Source organism: Methylosinus sp. shoA, from assembly GCF_059718125.1.
Window position 1 is genome coordinate 3,777,022 of the sequence record NZ_AP046091.1, and the last position, 20,068, is coordinate 3,797,089.

Here is a 20,068-nt window from a genome sequence, read left to right on the forward strand (position 1 = left end):
TCAGACGAGCGAGACCAGATTGCCGCCGTGCCGTGTAACGCGTCCGGCGAGATCGAGCTCCAGCAGCGCGGCATGGACCTCGCGCGCCGGCAGGCCGGCCGCGCGGATCAGCTCGTCGATCGTCACGGGCGCCGGGCCGAGCAGCGCGACGACATGGGCGAGCGCGTCGCCCGCGGGAGGAGGCCGCGGCTCCGCCGCAGGCGGCTCGGCGCGATCTCCGGCCAGCGGCGCGGGCTCCGCGGCAAAGCTCGGCGGCCGGCGCTCCTGAAACGAGAAGAGGTCGATCTCGTCCCATAGCGGCTCGTCTTCGACGGCCGGACGGTCGCTCTCGCCGAACAGATCGCGGCCCGGCGTCGCCGTCCTGGCGAGCGCGCGCGTCACATCATCCGGCCCCGTGCAGAACGTCGCGCCCTGGCGCAGCAAATCGTTGGTTCCTTCGGCGCGCGGATCGAGCGGCGAGCCGGGCGCGGCGAACACCTCGCGCCCCTGCTCGGCCGCGAAGCGCGCAGTGATCAGCGAGCCCGAGCGGCGCGCCGCCTCGACCACCACGACGCCGCTCGCGAGACCCGAGACGATGCGGTTGCGGCGCGGAAAGTCGCGGCCGCGAGGCTCCCATTCGATCGGCATTTCCGAGATGACCGCGCCGCCCCGCGCGGCGATCTCCTCGATCAGCGGCGCATGTTCGGCCGGATAGGGCCGCGCATGTCCGCCGGCGAGCACGGCGATGGCGCCGGTCTCGAGGCTCGCGCGATGGGCGGCGAGATCGATCCCGCGCGCGAGGCCGGAAACGATGACGTAATGCTCCCGCGCGAGGCCGCGGGCCAGACGCTCCGTGAAGGCGACGCCCGCGGCCGAAGCGTTGCGAGAACCGACGACGGCGACGCAAGGCCGCGCGAGAACTTCGGCCGAACCGAGCAGCGCGAGCAGCGGCGGCGCCGATTCGATCTGCCGCAGGAGCGGCGGATAATCGCTGTCGCCGGAGGCGAGAAAGCGCACGCCGAGCGCCGCCGCTTTGTCGAGTTCGGCGTGAATCTCGTCCGGCTCGGCGATGCGGATCTCGCGTCCCTGCGCGGAGCGCACAACCAGTTCGGGAAGGGCGTCGAGCGCCGCCTCGGCGCCGCCGAAACGATTGACGAGCTGGCGGAAGGTGCGCGGTCCGACATTCTCGGACCGAATGAGCCGCAACCAGTGGAACAGCTGCTCCGGCGTCAGTCGGACCGCGGACGACGGCTCGCTCATGCCTTCCGTCCGATGCGGCTCTCTCGGCCGGCGAGCAGCCGGCGAATATTGTCGCCGTGCTTCCACCACAGAAGCGCGGCCATGGCGGTGAATGCGGCGGCCTCCGGCAGCCGGCCGGCATAGGCGAGGAACAGCGGCGCGGCGAGGCTCGCCGTGAGCGCGGACAGCGACGAATAGCGAAAGAAGCCGGCGACGGCGAGCCACACCGCCGCAAAAACGAGTCCCGCCGGCCAGTAGAGGCCGAACAGCGAGCCGAGGAATGTGGCGACGCCCTTGCCGCCGCGAAAACGCAGCCAGACGGGCGCGACATGGCCGATGAAGGCCGCCGCCGCGGCGATCACGCCGCCCTCTGGCGCGATCTGCGCGCCGATCAGCGCGGCGGCGGCGCCCTTCAGCGCGTCGAGCAGCAGAGTCGCGGCGGCGAGATCCTTGCGTCCGGTGCGAAGCACATTCGTCGCGCCGATATTGCCGGAGCCGATCGTGCGAATATCCGTCGTGCCCGCGAGACGCGTCAGCAGCAGGCCGAACGGAATCGAGCCGAGAAAATAGCCGAGCGCGAGAGCGGCAAAGTCTTGAGCCGAAAAAGACACGAGGCGCTTGTTCCGATGACTGTCCGGCCCCTGCGCCGGACGCGAGAGACGTTAGTCGCGCCCGCCGTCGCCCGCAAGGCCGGATCGGCCGGTCAGCCCGCGTGCTCCAGCGCGCCTTCCCCGACCGCCGCTTCCGCCGTGTCGAATTGCAGCCTCGCGAGCCGCGCATAGAGGCCGCCGGCCGCGACGAGGCTCGCATGTGTCCCCGTCTCGACGACGCGGCCTTGCTCCATCACGAGAATGCGCGTCGCCTCGAGCACGGTCGCGAGACGATGGGCGATGACGAGCGTCGTGCGTCCCGCCATCACATCGTGCAGCGCCGCCTTCACGAGGGCCTCGTTCTCGGCGTCGAGCGCCGAGGTCGCCTCGTCGAGCAGCAGCACCGGCGCATCGGCGAGAATGGCGCGGGCGACGGCTAGTCGCTGGCGCTGTCCCCCCGACAGAGTGACGCCGCGCTCGCCGAGCTCCGTGTCATAACCCTGCGGCAGCGCCTCTATGAAGGAAGCCGCCTGGGCGCGCCGCGCCGCCATGACGATCTGCTCGCGCGAAGCGCCTTCGCGCCCATAGGCGATGTTCTCGGCGACCGTGGCGCCGAACACGACCGGGTCTTGCGGGGCGAGCGCAATCTTGCTGCGCAGTTCGTCGGGATCGAGCCGGCGCAGATCGACGCCGTCGAGCGTGACGGCGCCGCCGGTCACATCATAGAAGCGCTCGATCAGCTGGAACACGGTCGATTTGCCGGCGCCGGAAGGGCCGACGATGGCGACGCGTTCTCCCGGCTCGACGACGAAGCTCAAATGCTCCACCGCCGCGCCGCCCGAGCCCATGGGATAAGAGAAGCTCACATCGTCGAACACGATGCGGCCGCGCGTCGGGCGCGGCAGAGCGAGGGGCGCGTCGGGCGCGGCGATCGCCGCACGGATCGCCAATATGTCCCCGATGCGGCCCGCGGCGCCCGCGGCCGCCGTCACCTCGCTCCACACCTGCGACAATTCTCCGAGCGATGTCGCCGCGAGCACGGCGTAGAGCACGAATTGCGACAAGAGGCCCGAGGTCATGCGCCCCGAAAGCACGTCATGGGCGCCGAGCCACAGCATGGCGACGACGCTCGAGAACACGAGGAAGATCGTCACTGCGGTCACGAGCGCGCGCGCGCTCGTCGCCTCGCGCGCGGCGTCATAGGCGTCCTCCGCCGCGGCGGCGAAACGGCCGGCGGCCGCGTTCTGTGCGTTGCAGGCCTGCATGGTGCGCACAGCGGCGAGGCTTTCCGCCGCATAGGCGCTGGCCTCGGCGAGCTTGTCCTGCGCGTGGCGCGAGCGCCTGCGCACCGCGCGTCCGGAGAAAATGAGAGGCAGCACGATCAGCGGAATGGCGGCGAGCGCGACGGCGGAGAGCTTGACGCTCGACAGCGCCATCATGACGACCGCGCCGACGAAGAGGAACAGATTACGCAGCGCCACCGAGGCGGAAGCGCCGAACACCGCTTTCAATTGCGTCGTGTCGGCGGTGAGCCGTGACATCAGTTCGCCGGTCTTGGCGCCGTCGTAGAAACCGGCGTCGAGGCGCGTCAGATGGCGGAACAATGCGGCGCGCAGATCGGCGACGATGCGTTCGCCGAGCGTCATCACCAGATAATAACGCGAGGCCGAAGCGAGCGCGAGAATGGCGACCACGCCGACGATCGCGGCGAAATAGGCGTTGACCGCCGCCGGATCGTCGGTCGAGAAGCCATGGTCGATCATGCCGCGCACCGCGAGCGGCAGAGCGAGAGTCGCCAGCGAGGCGGCGGCGAGCGCGACGAATGCGAGACCGATTCGGACCCGATAGCGCAACGCGAAAGGCGCAACCCGCTCCAGAGGAGCGAGAATGCGGCGCCAGCGCGGGCCGGATTCAGGGGAGGTTTCGCCGGTCATCGCGGCGATATAGCCCGCAAACCGGACTCGTTCCAACTGATTTCGCCGCCGCGGCCTCCGCCCATGCGCACCCTGCGACGTCTTAGATACTTGACTTTGTTGAAAGTCGCGAAGGACCTCGGATGGCCGAACGCAATCGGGCGTGAGAGCGACTGGACAGTCGACAAGGTTATGTTAGGCTCTGCCTGTCGACAAGACGGCCCCGCAGCAACGGGGTTAGCGCGTACCCGCCACCCTACAAAAGATAAGGCGGGACGCTCTGGAAACCGGAAGGAGTGACAGCAATGGCCGAGAAAGAATTCGAACCCACACTCTCCACCAACGTCTACCTCTTCGCCGGCATCGGCGCCCTTCTACTCGGCGGCCTCGGCGCCGCTGGCCTCGGCGGCATCGCCAACACCGTCTCCGCCGCTGTCGTCGGCGGTCTCGCGGGCGGCGTCCTCGGCTTCTACTTCAAGTAAGCCGGCCCACACGCAGGTTCCGCTTCGCGTGTGAGCAATCCGCCTCAATCGTCCGCCTGAGCGGCTCTTGCCGCCGCGGAGCGGGTCGAACGTAACGCCGACGGTCGTCTCCGTCGGCGTTACGATTTCAAAGACGCCCGCCGCCGACATCTGCACCAAACCATGAAGCACGGGCGTCGGTAAATGCGCCACATTGTCGCGCCCCCCGCGCGACCGGCGCTCAGTCCTCGAAATCGATATTTTTCAGGCGGCCGAACACGCGGTCGGCGTCGAATTGGTCTTCCTCTGCCTCGACCGGCGTGGGGGCGCTCTTGCCGAACACGTCCTCGGTGGTCGTCGGCTCGTGGTAGGGTCTCGTGGTCACTTCGGCCGGCTGCAGCGTCTGGCCCTGCTCCTCGAGCGCCGGCGGGCGATCCTTGGCGGCGCGATTGACCTCGAAATCGAGATCGATCTGCGAGCAGAGGCCGAGCGTGACGGGATCCATCGGCGCCAGAGCGGCGGAGTTCCAATGGGTCCGCTCGCGCACCGCCTTCAGCGTGCTCTTGGTCGTGCCGACGAGGCGCATGATCTGCGCGTCCTTGAGCTCCGGATGATTGCGCACGAGCCAGAGAATGGCGTTCGGCCGGTCTTGGCGGCGGGAAAGCGGCGTGTAGCGCGGACCGCGGGCGCGCTTGATCTCGGGCACCTTCACCTTGGAGACCGACAGCGTCAGACGATGGGCGGCGTCGCGCTCGCCGCGGGCGATCTCTTCGCGCGTCAGCTGCCCGGAAGTGATCGGATCGAGCCCGCGAATGCCGGCGGCGACTTCGCCGTCGGCGATGCCCTTGACCTCGAGCGGATGCAGCTTGCAGAAGTCGGCGATCTGGTCGAAGCTCAGCGACGTGTTCTCGACGAGCCAGACGGCGGTCGCCTTGGGCATGAGCGGAGCGGTGCTGCTCATCTTCTGATTCTCCTTGACGTGCGATGGCGCCGCGGCGCGCTGGCTGCGCCGCCCGCCCGAGGCTTCGCGCCTCGTCACTCGATCACCATGCTGGGGGATAGTCGCTATATAACGCGCGAAGCCGCAGAGCGCAATGTGCGCGCCGCCTTCGCGGCACGGCTCGGCCGTCCTCCTTGCGAAGAGCGAAGCGACGCAGCGATCGAGGGGCCCGACGATTCTGGATCGCTTCGCTGCGCTCGCGACGACGGGCGCATGGCTCGCCTCACTGCCCGGTGCGCGAAAACCACTCCTCCTCGCTGATCACCTCGACGCCGAGTTCCTTCGCCTTGGCGAGCTTGGAGCCGGCGCCGGGGCCGGCGACGACGAGATCGGTCTTCTTCGACACGGAGGCGGAGATCTTCGCGCCGAAGCGTTCGGCCTGCGCCTTGGCCTCCTCCCGCGTCAAGCGTTCCAGCGCGCCGGTGAACACCACCGTCTTGCCGGCGACGGGCGAAGCGCTCTCGATCGTCGGCATCGGCTCCAGAGTCACATGCGCGAGCAGCGCGTCGATCTCGCGCTCATTGTGCGGCTCGGCGAAGAAATCATAGAGCGCCTCGGCGACGACGCCGCCGATTCCTTCGATCGATTCGATGCGCTCGCGCGCCTCGTTCCCGGGCGCGGCCTCGCGCGCAGTCTCGCGCAGGCTGGCGAAATCGCCGAAATGGCGGGCGAGCCGCCGCGCGTTCGTCTCGCCGACATGGCGAACGCCGAGCGCATAGAGAAAACGATTGATCGGAACGCTCCGCCGCGCGTCGATCGCCGCGAACAGATTGCGCACCGAAGTCTCGCCATAGCCCTCGCGGTTTTCGAGCCTCGTGAGGCTCGACTGGTCGCGCTCGGCGAGCGTGAAAATCTCGGAGGCGGTGCGGATCAGCCCCTCGTTGAAGAAATATTCGATCTGCTTGTCGCCGAGTCCTTCGATGTCCATGGCGTTGCGCGAGGCGAAATGCTTCAGGCGCTCGATCGCCTGCGCCGGGCAGACGAGCGAGCCCGTGCAGCGGCGCACCACATCCTCCACGCCCTTTTCGTCGATCTCGCGCACGGCCGCCGAGCCGCAGGCCGGGCAGACATGCGGGAAATCATAAGGTTTCGCCTCCTCCGGCCGCTTCTCGAGGACCACCTCGACGATCTGCGGAATGACGTCGCCGGCGCGCTGCACGACAACCGTATCGCCGATGCGGATGTCCTTGCGGGCGATCTCGTCCTCGTTGTGCAGAGTGGCGTTGGAAACGACGACGCCGCCGACCGTCACCGGCTCCAGCCGCGCGATCGGCGTCAGCGCGCCGGTGCGGCCGACATTGACCTCTATGCCGCGCACGATGGTCATGGCCCGCTCGGCCGGGAATTTATGCGCGACAGCCCAGCGCGGCGCGCGCGAGACGAAACCGAGACGGATTTGCAAGGAAATGTCGTCGACCTTGTAGACGACGCCGTCGATGTCATAGCCGAGCGTCGCGCGCAGCGCCTCTATGCTCCGATAGTGAGCGAGCAGTTCCTCGGCGCTTCCGCAGAGCTTCGTCAGCGGATTGGTCGGCAAGCCTAGGCGAGCGAATGCCTGCACCATGCCGAATTGCGTGTCGGCGGGCATCACGCTCACCTCGCCCCAGCCATAGGCGAAGAAGCGCAGGGGCCGGCTCGCGGTGACCGACGGATCGAGCTGGCGCAGCGAGCCGGCGGCCGAATTGCGCGGATTGGCGAAGAGCGGCTTGCTCGCGGCGGCCTGCCGCTCGTTGAGCGCGAAAAAATCCTCGCGGCGCATATAGACCTCGCCGCGCGCCTCGAGAATCTCGGGGATCACGTCGCCGCGCAGGCGCTGCGGGATCTCCTCGAGCGTGCGGATGTTGGCGGTGATGTCCTCGCCCTCATAGCCGTCGCCGCGCGTCGCGGCGGAGACGAGTTCGCTCTTCTCGTAACGCAGCGAGCAGGAGAGTCCGTCGATCTTCGGCTCGGCGGTGAAGAGGAGCGGCGCTTCGGCCGGAAGATTCAGGAATCGTCGCACGCGTGCGACGAATTCATGGACCTCTTCGTCCGCGAAGACGTTGCCGAGCGAGAGCATCGGCACGACATGCTTGATCTTGGCGAATTTCTCGGCCGGCGCCGCGCCGACCTTCTTCATCGGCGAGGCGTCGGAGGCGAGTTCCGGAAAGGCTCTTTCCAGCGCCTCGTAGCGCCGGCGCAATGCGTCATATTCGGCGTCGGAAATGGTCGGCGAATCTTCCTGATAATAGCGCCGGTCATGTTCGGCGATCTCCTCGGCGAGCCGCGAATGCTCGAGCTTGGCGCGGCGGGGCGAAAGCTCCTCGACCGGAGGGCGTTCTCTTTCGCCTCGCTTGCGGGCAGAGGGACGGACGTCGTCAGCGCTCATGACAATTTCGAGCTTTTTCGTCCAACGCGCGCACCTTCTCCCGCTCGCGGGAGAAGGTGGCCCCGCGAAGCGGGGTCGGATGAGGGTTCTCGCCGTCTCGTTTACGATCAATCGCTACGCGGCGCCAAGAGGGGGCGGCGGCGAGCATGTTCCGAGTCGGCGAGAGTTCGCGCGCAAGAAGACAGGGCTATTGTAGCGGCGAACTCCCTCATCCGATCTCGCTTCGCGGGGCCACCTTCTCCCGCGAGCGGGAGAAGGGAGCGCCCTCCCTTCGGGGGACTCGGCCCCGCCTACGCCGCTTCCGGCGCCGCGCCGATCAGCCGCCGCGCCTCCACCGGCGTGATCGGGCGGCCGAAGGCGTAGCCCTGCGCATAGGCGCAGCCGAGCTGATAGAGCTCGATCGCATCCGATTCCGTCTCCGCCCCCTCGGCGATCACGTCCATGCCGAGATCATTGGCGAGCGCGATCAGCGAGCGCAGGATCACCGCGCGCGAACCCCTGCCCGTCTGCCGGACGAAGGCGCGGTCGATCTTGATCGCGTCGAAGGGAAAGCGCTGCAGATAGGCGAGAGAGGAGTAGCCCGAGCCGAAATCGTCGAGCGCGAGCCCGGCGCCGAGCTCTTTCACCCGCGCCAGCATCTCGACCGCATATTCGGGATTTTCCATCACCAGGCTCTCGGTCAGCCCGAGCTTCAGGCTGCCCCTCGCGATATCGTTGCGCATCAGCACGCTCTTCACGTCGCGCAGCAGATCGTGGCGCAGCAATTGCCGCGACGCCACCTCGACCGTGGCGAAGATGGGCGGATCGACGGCGAGCGCCCTCTGCCAGGCGGCGAGCTCGCGCGCGGTGCGCTCCAGCGCCAATAGGCCGAAGTCCACGACGAGGCCGGTCTGCTCGGCGACCTGGCCGAATTCGCCCGGATCGAGCTGGCCGAGGCGCGGATGATCCCAGCGCAGCATGGCCTCGAAGCCGGCGATCGTGCGATCCTCGAGCCGCACCACCGGCTGGAAGAACACTTTGACCTCGCCGCGCTCCAGCGCGCGGCGCAGCTCGGCCTCGAGCGTCAGCCGGTCGGAGCGCTGCAGGCGCATCGCCGGGCGGAACACCTCGATGCGATTGCCGCCGTTGCGCTTGGCGTGGCGCAGCGCGATCTCGGCGTCCTCCAGCATGTCGTGATTGTCGGGATGCAGCTCCTTGTCGAACAGCGCGACGCCGATCGACACGGAGAGCGAGATTTCCCGATCGGTGAAGCGCACCGGCGTCGCCAGCGCGCGGCGCACGGAATCGGCGAGAGCGATCACATGATCGACATGGGTCTCGGAGACGAGAATGATGGCGAAACGGTCGCCGCCGAGCCGCGCCAGAGTGTCCTGCTTCTGCAGGAGGCGCGTCAGCCGGTGGGCGATGGTCAGCAGCACGGAATCGCCGGTGGCGACGCCAACCTGCTCGTTGATCTGGCGGAAGCGGTCGACGTCGATGCTCAGCACTGTCGGCCGCACGCCGGCGTCGAGCCCGGCGAAGACCAGCGCCGTGGCGAGACGGTCGGTGAACAATTCGCGATTGGGCAGGCCGGTCAGATTGTCGTGGACGGCGTCGTGCAGCAGCCGCTCCTGCGCATTGCGCATGTCGGTCACGTCGGTCAGCGTGCCGACGACGCGGATGACCTCGCCGTCCTGGCCGATCACCGGGCGCGCGCGCAACCGATAGCACAGGTAGTGGCCGTCGGCGCCGCGCAGGCGAAACTCCTGGTTGATGCGGCCGCGCCTCTGCTCGAGAACGGCGTCGAGGCAGGCGCGGTAGCGGTCGTGCTCGAAGGGATGCAGCAGCGCCAGCCAGGACGACGCCGAGCCCTCGAGCCCGCCGCGGTCCAATCCGAGCTGCTCCTCCACCTCCGGGCTGACATAGATGAAATCGGCCGGCACGTCCCAGTCGAAGACGATGTCATTGGCCCCGGTCAGGGCCAGCGCCTTGCGCTCGATCTCCGAGACCGCGCCATGGGCGAGGCCGCCGCTGGCGAAGGCATTCTGCATAACGGTGAAGCCGATCAGCATCACGATCAGCACCAGGCCGCCGACCAGCGCCGGCGAGACGAGGTCGTTGGTGAGCCAGCCGGCCACGGTGAAACCCGCCGCGCAGACCCACAGCAGCAGCAGGAACCACGTGGGGATGAGCATGATCGCGCGGTCGAAGCCGTGGGTGGCGAGATAGAGCACCAGCACGAAGCCGACCACCGCGACCGTGGCCAGCGAGATGCGCGCGACGCCCGCCGCGACCGGCGCGTCGAAAACGGCGAGGCCGACGAGATCGGCGAGGATCAGCAGCCAGAGCGCGGCGACATGCCAGGCGCGCACATGCCAGCGGTTGAGGTTGAGATAGGCGAAGAGGAACACGACGAGCGTCGCCGAGAGCACGGTCTCGGCGCCGGCGCGCCAGATGCGGTCGGCGTTGGGATCGGCGCCGAAAATTTTGGCCCAGAAGCCGAAATCGATGCACACATAGGCGAGCACGGTCCATGCGAGCGCGGCCGCGGCCGGAAAGATCACCGCGCCCTTGACCACGAAGACGATGGTCAGGAACAATGCGAGCAGGCCGGCGATGCCGATGACGATGCCCTTGTAGAGCGTGAGGCTCGTCACCTTGTCCTTGTACGCGTCCGGCTCCCAGAGATAGAGCTGGGGCAGATTGGGCGTGCGCAATTCGGCGACATAAGTGATGGTCGCGCCGGGGTCGATGGTGAGGCGGAAGACGTCCGCGTCGGCGCTGTCCTCGCGCTCGGGCGCAAAGCCCTGGCTCGCGGTGACCGCCGATATGCGTATCGCGCCGAGGTCGGGCCAGATGACGCCAGATCCCTGCAAGCGGAAATGCGGAGCGACGATGAGCCGCTCCAGTTGCTCGTCCGTATCATTGGTGAGCGCGAAGACGATCCAGCTCGGCCGCGTGCCCGGCTCCTTGGCGCCCACTTCGATGCGGCGGATGATGCCGTCCGAGCCCGGCGCGGTCGACACCTGCAGCCTGTCGCCCTGCGAGGAGTAGGTCTCCACCGCATGGGTGAGGTCGATCGCCGCCGCGTCCTGCGGCACGCGCACCGAATCTATGGCCAGCGCGCGCGGCGCCCAGATGACGACAAAAAGCAGAGCGATCAGATATCTGGTCGAGGGCACGAATCACGTCTCTGGCGCGATGGCCGAAGGGCCCGGGGCGAAGCGGGAGGCGCTCTCGGGCTTTCGGATTTCTTCTTGTCGGAACTTTGACTGGTATCGGCTGCGACGCCGCTCCGCAAGGCGATCGACACGGTATGGTCCTTGCGTGGGCCGGCGGCCGCGCGGCCGCGCTTGCGGAGGCGGAAAGAGGCCAATATACGCTCGTTCGGCACGGCGCGGAGATATTGGAACGGGTCTAAATCGTAGCGGGGTGCGCCTCTCGGCTCGCCTCCCGAAGGCATGTCGTCGGAACAGGAACTCTGGATGCGTAGCGCTCTCGGCGGACCCCGCTTGCTGCTCCGCCGTCTTCGCGAGGTGATGGCGGAGCCGGTGAGCGCCCAGGCGCGGCTCGACAAGATCGTCGTTCTGATCGCGTCCAACATGGTCGCCGAAGTCTGTTCCGTCTATGTCCAGCGCGCCGACCAGACGCTCGAGCTCTACGCCACCGAGGGTCTGAACCGCGAGGCCGTGCATCTCACCACCATGCGCACGAGCGAGGGCCTCGTCGGCCTCATCGCGCGCAGCGCCGAGCCGCTGGCCCTCTCCGAGGCGCAGGAGCATCCCGCCTACTCCTACCGGCCGGAGACCGGCGAGGAAATCTATCATTCCTTCCTCGGCGTGCCGATTCTGCGCGGCGGCAACACGCTCGGCGTGCTCGTCGTGCAGAACAAGGTGCGGCGCGTCTATTCGGACGAGGAGATCGAGGCGCTGCAGACGACGGCGATGCTCGTCGCCGAGATGATCGCCTCGGGCGAACTGCGCTCGATCGCCAAGGCGCCGGAGAGCTTCGCGCTCGACCGTCCGCTGGTGCTGAAAGGCGCGCCCATGTGCGAGGGCGTCGGCCTCGGCTATGTGGTGCTGCACGAGCCGCGCGTGATCGTCAAGCAGCTCATCGCCGAGGACGTCGCGGCGGAGACGCGCCGTCTCGACCAGGCCATCGAGGCGATGCGCGTGACGATCGACGAGCTCGTCGCCCATGGCGACCGCATGGGCGCCGGCGAGCATCGCGAGGTGCTGGAGGCCGTGCGCATTTTCGCCAATGACCGCGGCTGGGTGCGCCGGCTGCACGAGGCCGTGCTCAGCGGCCTGACCGCGGAGGCGGCGGTCGAGCGCGTGCAGAACGACGCGCGCGCCAAGCTGCAGCGCCAGACCGACCCCTATCTGCGCGACCGGCTGCACGATCTCGACGATCTCGCCAATCGCCTGCTGCATCAGCTCACCGGCCAGAGCTATGTCGCCGACCGCGAGCTGATTCCCGAGAACGCCATCGTCGTCGCCCGCAACATGGGCCCGGCCGCTCTGCTCGACTATGACCGCGCGCGGCTGCGCGGCCTCGTGCTGGAGGAGGGCGGGCCGGCGAGCCATGTCGGCATCGTCGCGCGCGCGCTCGGCGTCGCGACCGTCGGTCTCGCGCCCAATATCGCCGATCTCGTCGAGGCGGGCGACGCCATCATCGTCGACGGCGTCACCGGCGACGTGCATATTCGTCCGCCGCCGGACGTGCAGACCGCCTATGGCGAGAAGGCGCGGCTGCGCGCCCGCCGCATGGAGCAATACGCCAAGCTCCGCGATGTTCCGGCGGTCACCAAGGACGGCGTCGAGATCGCCCTGCACATGAATGCGGGCCTCATCGTCGACGTGCCGCATCTGCACGAGACCGGCGCGCGCTCGATCGGCCTCTTCCGCACCGAGCTGCAATTCATGGTGGCGCCGCGCTTCCCGCGCATGAACGAGCAATATCTGCTCTACAAGGCGGTGCTCGACTCCGCGCCCGGACGGCCGGTGACCTTTCGCACGCTCGACATCGGCAGCGACAAGATCCTGCCCTATATGGCGACGATCGAGGAGGAGAATCCCGCGCTCGGCTGGCGCGCCATCCGCATCGGGCTCGATCGGCCGGGACTCCTGCGCATGCAGCTGCGCGCCATGCTGAAGGCGGCCGCGGGACGCGACCTGCGCATCATGTTCCCGATGATCGCCAATGTCGCCGAGTTCGACGCCGCCAAGCAAATCGCGCAGCGCGAGCTCGCCCATCTCGAGCGGCACGGCCATGCGACGCCCTCCGATCTGCGGCTCGGCGCGATGGTCGAGGTGCCCTCGCTGCTGTGGGAGCTGGACACGATCGCCGCGCGCGCGGATTTTCTGTCGGTCGGCTCCAACGACCTCGTGCAATACATGTATGCGGCGGACCGCGACAACACGCGCGTCGCCAAGCGCTATGATCCGTTGTCGGCGCCCGTGCTGCGCGCGCTGGAGCGCATCGCCGACGCCGGCCGGCGCGCCGGCAAGACGGTCACGCTCTGCGGCGAGATGGGCGGGCGTCCGCTCGAGGCGCTGGCGCTGCTCGCCATCGGCTATCGCTCGCTCTCTATGTCGCCCTCTGCGATCGGCCCGGTGAAGGCGATGATCCTCGCGACCAATCTCGACGAGGCGCAGGTGTTCGTCGCGACGCTGCTCGCCGAGGAGGACGGCGCCCCGAGCCTGCGCGAAAAGCTGCGGGAGTTCGCGTTGTCGCGGGAAATTCCGATTTAGGCCAATCTCCAGCCCGCAAAGTCTCGGCGCCGCGCCCCTTCTCCCACTCGTGGGAGAAGCAAGGTGGCCCCGCGAAGCGGGGTCGGATGGGCTCGCCCCGCCGCCACGATCGCGAAAATGGATCGTCGCCCTGCCCGCACGCGTCATTCGGTTCGAAACATCTCGAAAATAATGTGTCCGGTGAAGCCTGAAGGCTCGCGGTAGAGGGGCGCGCAGGGACCACGAACCGAGCGCAATCAGTGGCCGATACGCACGCGGCGAGCGCGATCACATTATGACGCAGGATGCTGCGCCGTCGTTACCAGCGCGGCCGAGCCGTCGGAAAAGGCACCGTCCCCTTCGGAGCGCGGCCGCCGAGTCCGTCGACCTCGGCGGTCAGCTTCACCGTCTGGCCCAGTTCGCCGGATCGGGCCGGCTGGGCAGCCGCGTGCGCGACGCGCTCTCGGCGAAGGCCGGCGTCGCGAGGGCCAGAGGCAGAGCCGCGACGGCGAGAATTCTGAAAGCGCTCATATCGAAAACTCCCGAACAAGCTCAGACTCGACAATTCGCACGACGCGAGCAAGCGCGCCGACGCTCGCTTTGCGAGGGCCGGCGAGTCGACGCAGGCGCGCCGTCACGGGACGACGGTCTGCGACCACGACCCGGTCGACGGCGTATGAAAGGCGTCGCCGGGAAAGCTCGCCGTGAACGTATGAGTCCCGGCGCCGAGCCGGTTCGTCGACAAGCGCGCGCGGGCGCGGACGAGGGTCTTCAAGCCGGTGACGGGCGTGGGCGTCAGGCGTCCCGTGGTCGTTCCGTCGCCGAGTTCGCCATAGGCGTTCAAACCCAGTATTTCGGGGAGCCGACGCCGCTCAGCGTGCAGGTGTGCATGCCGCCCGCCGCAATCACGGCGACTCCGCTGGATAGGCGGTATACCGGCGCCGGGGCATTGCGATCAGTGGTCGTCCCGTCGCCGAGCTGGCCTTCATGGTTCCAACCCCAGCACTTCACCGCGCCGGCGCTGGTCAAGGCGCAGCTATGCCAAGCCCCTGCCGCGATCGCGACGACTCCGCTGGACAAGCCCGACACCGGCGCCGGAATCTTCCCATCCGAGGTCGCTCTCCCGAGCTGACCGTATGTATTATCACCCCAGCATTCGACCGCGCCGGAGGTGGTCAGAGCGCAGGTGTGGAACATGCCCGCTGCAATCGCGACGCCAGAGTTGGAAAGCCCGGCCACAGAGGTTGGAGTTGATCGGTACTCGGTCGTCCCGTCGCCCAGCTGACCGTAATCGTTCGTCCCCCAGCACATGACGGCGCCGGCGCTGGTGAGAGCGCAAGTGTGCATTTGGGGAGCTATCGAAAAATTTTCGCCGCCGCCCGCCGCGACAGCCGCCACGCCACTGGAAAGACCCGATATAGCGACCGGGGTCGCGCTGTAACCCTTCCCCCAGCATTGGACGGCGCCGGCGTCGGTCAACGCGCAGGTGTGACCGGCGCTCGCGGTGATCGCGAAGACGCCTGTCGATAATCCCGACACGGCGGTCGGAATGAAACGCTTCGTTGTCGTCCCATCGCCGATCTGCCCATATCTGTTGTCGCCCCAGCACACAGCGCCTCCGGTCCGCGTCAAGGCGCAGCTGCTCAAGCCGCCGCCCGCGAACGTCGCCTGTCCCACGCCATTAGGCGACAGCGGCGCCGTTCCCAGCGCGGCCGAGCCGTCGGAAAAGGTCACCGTCCCCCTCGCCGCGCCGTCGCCGAGGCCGTCGACCTCGACGGTCAGCTTCACCCTCTCCCCCGCCGGCGAAGGATTTGGCGGGGAGGCGAGCAGTCGCGTGCGCGACGCGCTCTTGGCGAAGGCCGGCGTCGCGAGGGCGAGAGACAAAGCCGCGACGGCGAGAATTCTGAAAGCGCTCATGATCGAAAACTCCCTTGAAGCAAACGCAGGCTAGACAATTCACGCAACACGAGCAAGAGCGCCGGCGCCGAGGCCATCGACCTCGGCCTGCAGCAGCGCCGCATCTCCGGCTCTCGACGGATCGGGCGAGGCGATGAGGCGCATACGCGACGCGCTCCCGGCGACGGCCGGCGCGACCGCCGGACACAGAGCCGCCACGACGAGAAGTCGGAAAGCGCGCATGGTGAAAATCTCCGCGAAGGACGCGAAGGCTGGACAATGCACGCCGTGCGGACGAGGTTCGACGCGAACGCATATGCGGACGCGCGCGAGGTTACGAGGCTTGCGGCGACGGCCGTCACGGGACGATGGTCTGCGCGCGCGATCCGCTCGACTGCGAATGCGCCGCGTCGCCCGAATAGGTCGCCCGCAGCGTATGCGTTCCAGCGCCGAGCGAATTCGTCAGCAGCGGCGCCCGCGCGCGGACGACCGCGGTCACGCCGGGGACGGGCGTGACGATGCTGCCGTTGCGGCTCCAGCATCGGACGCCTCCGGAGAGCATCGAGACGCAGGCGCCGCCCTCCACCGTCGTGACGACGCCTCGCGTATATCCTGACACAACGACAGGCGTGTGGCGGTCGTGGCGGCCCGTCGCACCCCAGCACAGAAGGGCGCCGTCGCCTTTCAGCGCACATGTCCGCCAAGGTCCGGCGTCGATTGCGACCACGCCGGTCGAGAGCGTCGCAACATCGACCGGCGTCAACCGTTTGTTTTGTGCGGTGCCATCGCCGACTTGGCCATGGTAGTTATATCCCCAACATTTGACGCCGTGGGCGCTGGTCAGCGCGCAGGTGTGACCGATTCCCGCCGAGATCGCGACGACGCCGCTCGATAGTCCCGACACAGAGACGGGGGTACGACGTTCTTCGGTCGTCCCATCGCCGAGCTGGCCGGAGCTGTTCGCCCCCCAGCATTTGACCGCCCCGGCGCTGGTCAGCGCGCAGCTATGGCCATCATTGGCCGTGATCGCGACAACGCCGCTCGAGAGATCCACGACGGCGACGGGGACGCGACGGATTTGATCCGTCCCATCGCCGAGCACGCCATACTGATTATTCCCCCAGCATTTGACGCCGCCGGCGCTGGTGAGCGCGCAGGTGTGATATCTCCCCGCGGCGATCGCGACGACGCCGGTCGACAGGCCGGACACGGAGACGGGAGTGTGACTCTCCTTGCGCGACCTGATGCCGAGCTCCCCATTATTATTGTAACCCCAGCATTTGACGCCGCCGCCGCTGGTCAGCGCGCAAGAGTGCGCGAATCCGACCGCTACCGCGACGGCGCCGCTCTCGAGGCCCGACGCAACGGCGACCGGCGCCTGGCGGTACGTCGTCGTTCCGTCGCCGAGCTGTCCATGATAGTTGAAGCCCCAGCACGCAACTCCACCGTCGGCCGACAACACGCAAGCGTGCCGGTCGCCCGCCGTCAGCGTCGCCTGCCCGGCGCCATAAGGCGAGAGAGTCCCCGCCCCGAGCGCGACGTCGCCATCGGTGAAATTCACCGTCCCCGTCGGCGCGCCGCCGCCGAGACCATCGACCTCGCCGACGAGCTTCACCGTCTGGCCGAGCTTCGCCGGATTGGGCCGGGTGAGCAGCCGTGTGCTCGACGCGCTCTCGGCGACTGCCGGCGCCGCGAGAGTGAGAGACAGGGCCACGACGGCGACTAATCTGAACGCGCTCATAATCGAAATCTCCGTTTGGCAACACGCCCGACGATCAAGGAGGCCGAGGGGTCCGGAGCGACACGCTTCGCCGTCACGGCGCGATGATCTGCGACGTCGACCCGCTCGACGGCGTATGAGTCGCATTGCCTGGATAGCTCGCCCGCAGCGCATGCGTCCCTACGCCGAGCGCGCTCGTCGACAGTCGCGCCCGGGCGCGAATGACGGGCGTGAAATTGGCGACCGGAGTCGGGTTGCGCTTGAACACGGTCGTTCCATCGCCGAGCTGCCCGAAGGAGTTGCGACCCCAGCATTTGACGCCGCCGATGGTCACCGCGCAGCTGTGACCATATTGCATCGAAATCGCGACGACTCCGCCCTCGAGCCCCTTCACAACGGCGGGAATAACCCGCGGCAAGAAGTTGTGATCGCTGTAGACCTCGGCGCCCCAGCATTCGGCGCCGCCGGCGCTGTTCACCGCGCAGCTGCGTTGGTCGCGCGCCTCGATCGAGACAACGCGGCTCGAAAGCCCCGACACGGCGACAGGCGTCGTATAGTAGTAGTCTCCGCCGATGCCGACACCCATCTGGCCAGACCCATTCGCGCCCCAGCATTCGACCGCGCCGGCGCTGGTCAACGCGCAATTGTGAGCGCCGCCCGCCGTGATGGCGACGACGTTGTTCGAAAGGCCCGACACGACGGCGGGAGTCGCACGAGGATAACGCGTCCCGTCGCCGAGCTGACCGTGTGAATTGTCGCCCCAACATAAGACCGCACCGTCTCTGGTCAGCGCGCAGCTGTGTCCGCCACCGGCGGCGACCGCGACGACGTCGCGCGAGAGGCCGGACACGGCGACCGGCCTCGCGCGATTGCCGATCGCGCCGAGCTGGCCATCGCCATTGTAGCCCCAGCATTTGACGCCGCCGCTGGCGGTCAACGCGCAAGTATGATCGCCGCCCGCGGAGATCGCCACGACGCGGCTCGAAAAACCCACGACGTCGACAGGCATGTTCCGCTGTGTTCGGGTCCCGTCGCCGAGCTGCCAGTAATAATTCGAACCCCAGCACTTGACCCCACCGGCGTCGGTCAGCGCGCAGGTGTGGAAGGCGCCCGCGGCGATCGCCACGACGCCGCTCGAAAGACCCATGACGTCGACAGGCGTGTTCCGCTGCATTCGGGTCCCGTCGCCGAGCTGCCACTTATTGTTCGAACCCCAGCACTTGACGCCGCCCGCGCTGGTGAGGGCGCAGCTGTGTAAGACGCCCACCGCCAGCGTCGCCTGCCCCGCCCCGGCGCGCGCCAGTTTCGCCGAGCCCAGGGAAACGCCGCCGTCGGTGAAGCTCACCACCCCCGACGGGCCGCTTCCGCGGCCGTCGACCTCGGCCTGAAGCAGCACCGATTGGCCCGCCGCAGCAGGATTGGGCAGAGTGAACAGCCGCGTGCGCGACGCGTCTTTGGCGAATGCGGGCGCCGCGAGGGCGAGAAACAGCGCGATGCATGAGAATTTGAAAGCATTGATGCATGAGAATTTGAAAGCATTCATGATCGATAATCCCCTGAACCGAGCGCAGCCTAGACATTTCGCGCGACGCGAGCAAGCGAGCCGGCGCTCGCTTCGCGAGGCCGAGCTTCGGTGAGAGTCGTCTCGGCTCCCGTCACGGGACGATGGTCTGCGCGCGCGATCCGCTCGACTGCCAATGCGCCGCGTCGCCCGAATAGGTCGCGCGCAGCGTATGCGTTCCGGCCGCCAGCGAATGCGTCAGCAGCGGCGCCCGCGCGCGGACGAGGGCCGTCACGCCGGGGACGGGCGTGGGGGCGAGGCGCGGCACATAGTAGTTATTCCCGCTGCCGAGCTGATAGTTGTCGTTGGCGCCCCAACAATCGACGACCCCGGTGACCATCGAGACGCAGGTGTGAGCTCTTCCCGCCGCGATCGCGGCGACGCGCCTCGTATGGCCGGGCACGGCGACTGGCGTATAGCGATCCGTCTTCGTCCTGTCGCCGAGCTGGCCGTTGTCGTTGAGCCCCCAGCAGACCAGCGCGCCGCCGCCCTTCAGCGCGCAGCTGTGAGATCCTCCGGCCGTGATCGCCACGACGCCGGTCGAGAGCGTCGCGACATCGACCGGCGTCAGTCGGCCGTCTTGCGCCGTGCCGTCGCCGACCTGGCCCTTGTCGTTGCGACCCCAGCATTTGACGCCATGGGCGCTGGTCAGCGCGCAGCTGTGGTCGGCGCCCGCCGAGATCGCAACGACGCCGCTCGACAGTCCCGAGACGGCGACCGGCGTATGCCGATCCGTCGTCGTCCCGTCGCCGAGCTGGCCGTCGGAGTTCCGCCCCCAGCATTTGACGGCGCCGGCGGTGGTGAGCGCGCAGCTCTGATTCAAATTGGCCGAGATCGCGACGACGCCTCTCGACAATCCCTGGACGGCGACCGGCGTGTCGCGATTCGTCGTCGTTCCGTCGCCGAGCTGGCCAGCGACATTATAACCCCAGCATTTGACGGCGCCGGCGCTGGTCAGCGCGCAGCTGTGATGGTCTCCCGCCGCGATGGCGACGATTCCGGTCGACAGTCCCGACACGGAGATGGGAATGAGGCTCCGTGTACGCGTTCCATCGCCGAGCTGGCCAGACGTGTTGTAACCCCAGCATTTGACGCCGCCGGCAGCGGTCAGCGCGCAAGTGTGAAATTTGCCGACCGTTATGGCGATGGCGCGGCCCGCGAGTCCCGACACGACGACCGGCCCCTCGCGCGCGCCGGCCCACCCGTTGCCGAGCCCTCCGTGAACATTGCTGCCCCAGCACGCGGCTCCGCCGTCGGCGGTCAAGGTGCAAGTGTGCCGCTCGCCCGCCGTCAGAGTCGCCTGCCCCGCCCCATATGGCGGCGACAGCGTCCCGGCTCCGAGCGTGACGTCGCCGTCGGTGAATTTCACTGTCCCCGTCGGCGCGCCGCCGCCGAGGCCATCGACCTCGCCGACGAGCTTCACCGTCTGGCCGAGCTTCGCCGGGTTGGGCCAAGTGAGCAACCGCGTGCGCGACGCGCTCTTGCCGAACGCGGGCGCCGCGAGGGCGAGAGACAGTGCTATGCAGCAGAATTTGAAAGCGCTCATGGTCACACACACTTCTCTCTGAACCGAGCGCAGGCTAGACATTTCGCGCAACGCGAGCAAGCGCGCGGGCCCATGCTTCGCAAGGGG

General features: G+C 68.0%; 15 protein-coding genes. 2 read left to right on the forward strand and 13 right to left on the reverse strand.

Annotated features, from left to right (window positions below; all coding sequences use genetic code 11):
- From dprA to AC6IW9_RS17550, 3 genes are all read right to left on the reverse strand, one after another.
- A complete protein-coding gene (gene dprA, locus AC6IW9_RS17540; protein ID WP_497765449.1) occupies nt 1-1,239 on the reverse strand; it encodes a DNA-processing protein DprA in 1,239 nt (412 codons plus the stop codon).
- Nucleotides 1,236-1,829 (reverse strand): glycerol-3-phosphate 1-O-acyltransferase PlsY, encoded by a 594-nt coding sequence (gene plsY, locus AC6IW9_RS17545; protein WP_497765452.1) that lies wholly within the window; start codon nt 1,827-1,829, stop codon nt 1,236-1,238. The genes dprA and plsY overlap by 4 nt, the downstream gene beginning before the upstream one ends.
- A 92-nt stretch (nt 1,830-1,921) precedes the next feature.
- The gene (locus AC6IW9_RS17550) at nt 1,922-3,742 is read right to left on the reverse strand and encodes an ABC transporter transmembrane domain-containing protein (RefSeq protein WP_497772551.1); all 1,821 of its coding nucleotides are present in this window, start codon (nt 3,740-3,742) and stop codon (nt 1,922-1,924) included.
- A 284-nt stretch (nt 3,743-4,026) separates the two neighbouring features.
- Between AC6IW9_RS17550 and AC6IW9_RS17555 the strand changes: the two genes are divergently transcribed.
- Nucleotides 4,027-4,203, forward strand: coding sequence for a hypothetical protein (locus tag AC6IW9_RS17555; protein WP_003610889.1), 177 nt, complete (start codon nt 4,027-4,029; stop codon nt 4,201-4,203).
- 220 nt (nt 4,204-4,423) lie between these two features.
- Here the strand turns inward: AC6IW9_RS17555 and AC6IW9_RS17560 are convergent, their stop codons facing one another.
- From AC6IW9_RS17560 to AC6IW9_RS17570, 3 genes are all read right to left on the reverse strand, one after another.
- Entirely contained in the window at nt 4,424-5,143 is a 720-nt protein-coding gene (locus AC6IW9_RS17560) for a DUF1013 domain-containing protein (protein WP_497765457.1), read from the reverse strand.
- Between the two features lie 262 nt (nt 5,144-5,405).
- Entirely contained in the window at nt 5,406-7,547 is a 2,142-nt protein-coding gene (gene ligA, locus AC6IW9_RS17565) for an NAD-dependent DNA ligase LigA (RefSeq protein ID WP_497765459.1), read from the reverse strand.
- Between the two features lie 290 nt (nt 7,548-7,837).
- Nucleotides 7,838-10,708 (reverse strand): EAL domain-containing protein, encoded by a 2,871-nt coding sequence (locus AC6IW9_RS17570; protein ID WP_497765462.1) that lies wholly within the window; start codon nt 10,706-10,708, stop codon nt 7,838-7,840.
- 303 nt (nt 10,709-11,011) lie between these two features.
- Here AC6IW9_RS17570 and ptsP point away from each other — a divergent pair, with 303 nt between their 5' ends.
- Complete coding sequence (gene ptsP / locus AC6IW9_RS17575) at nt 11,012-13,279, forward strand: phosphoenolpyruvate--protein phosphotransferase (protein WP_497765464.1); 2,268 nt, start codon at nt 11,012-11,014, stop codon at nt 13,277-13,279.
- A 381-nt stretch (nt 13,280-13,660) separates the two neighbouring features.
- Here the strand turns inward: ptsP and AC6IW9_RS17580 are convergent, their stop codons facing one another.
- The 7 genes from AC6IW9_RS17580 to AC6IW9_RS17610 form a co-directional block, all read right to left on the reverse strand.
- Entirely contained in the window at nt 13,661-13,789 is a 129-nt protein-coding gene (locus AC6IW9_RS17580) for a hypothetical protein (RefSeq protein ID WP_497765467.1), read from the reverse strand.
- 103 nt (nt 13,790-13,892) lie between these two features.
- Nucleotides 13,893-14,102, reverse strand: coding sequence for a hypothetical protein (locus AC6IW9_RS17585; RefSeq protein ID WP_497765470.1), 210 nt, complete (start codon nt 14,100-14,102; stop codon nt 13,893-13,895).
- Nucleotides 14,099-15,175, reverse strand: a complete 1,077-nt coding sequence (locus AC6IW9_RS17590; protein WP_497765474.1) for a chromosome condensation regulator RCC1 — start codon at nt 15,173-15,175, stop codon at nt 14,099-14,101. The genes AC6IW9_RS17585 and AC6IW9_RS17590 overlap by 4 nt, the downstream gene beginning before the upstream one ends.
- A 39-nt stretch (nt 15,176-15,214) precedes the next feature.
- Nucleotides 15,215-15,397, reverse strand: a complete 183-nt coding sequence (locus AC6IW9_RS17595; RefSeq protein ID WP_497765478.1) for a hypothetical protein — start codon at nt 15,395-15,397, stop codon at nt 15,215-15,217.
- Nucleotides 15,398-15,512: 115 nt separating this feature from the next.
- Complete coding sequence (locus tag AC6IW9_RS17600) at nt 15,513-16,895, reverse strand: RCC1 domain-containing protein (protein ID WP_497765481.1); 1,383 nt, start codon at nt 16,893-16,895, stop codon at nt 15,513-15,515.
- Between the two features lie 73 nt (nt 16,896-16,968).
- Nucleotides 16,969-18,417: an RCC1 domain-containing protein gene (locus tag AC6IW9_RS17605; protein WP_497765485.1), complete on the reverse strand. Its 1,449-nt coding sequence runs from the start codon at nt 18,415-18,417 to the stop codon at nt 16,969-16,971.
- A gap of 112 nt (nt 18,418-18,529) precedes the next feature.
- Complete coding sequence (locus AC6IW9_RS17610; RefSeq protein WP_497765489.1) at nt 18,530-19,981, reverse strand: RCC1 domain-containing protein; 1,452 nt, start codon at nt 19,979-19,981, stop codon at nt 18,530-18,532.
- Nucleotides 19,982-20,068 lie beyond the last annotated feature (87 nt).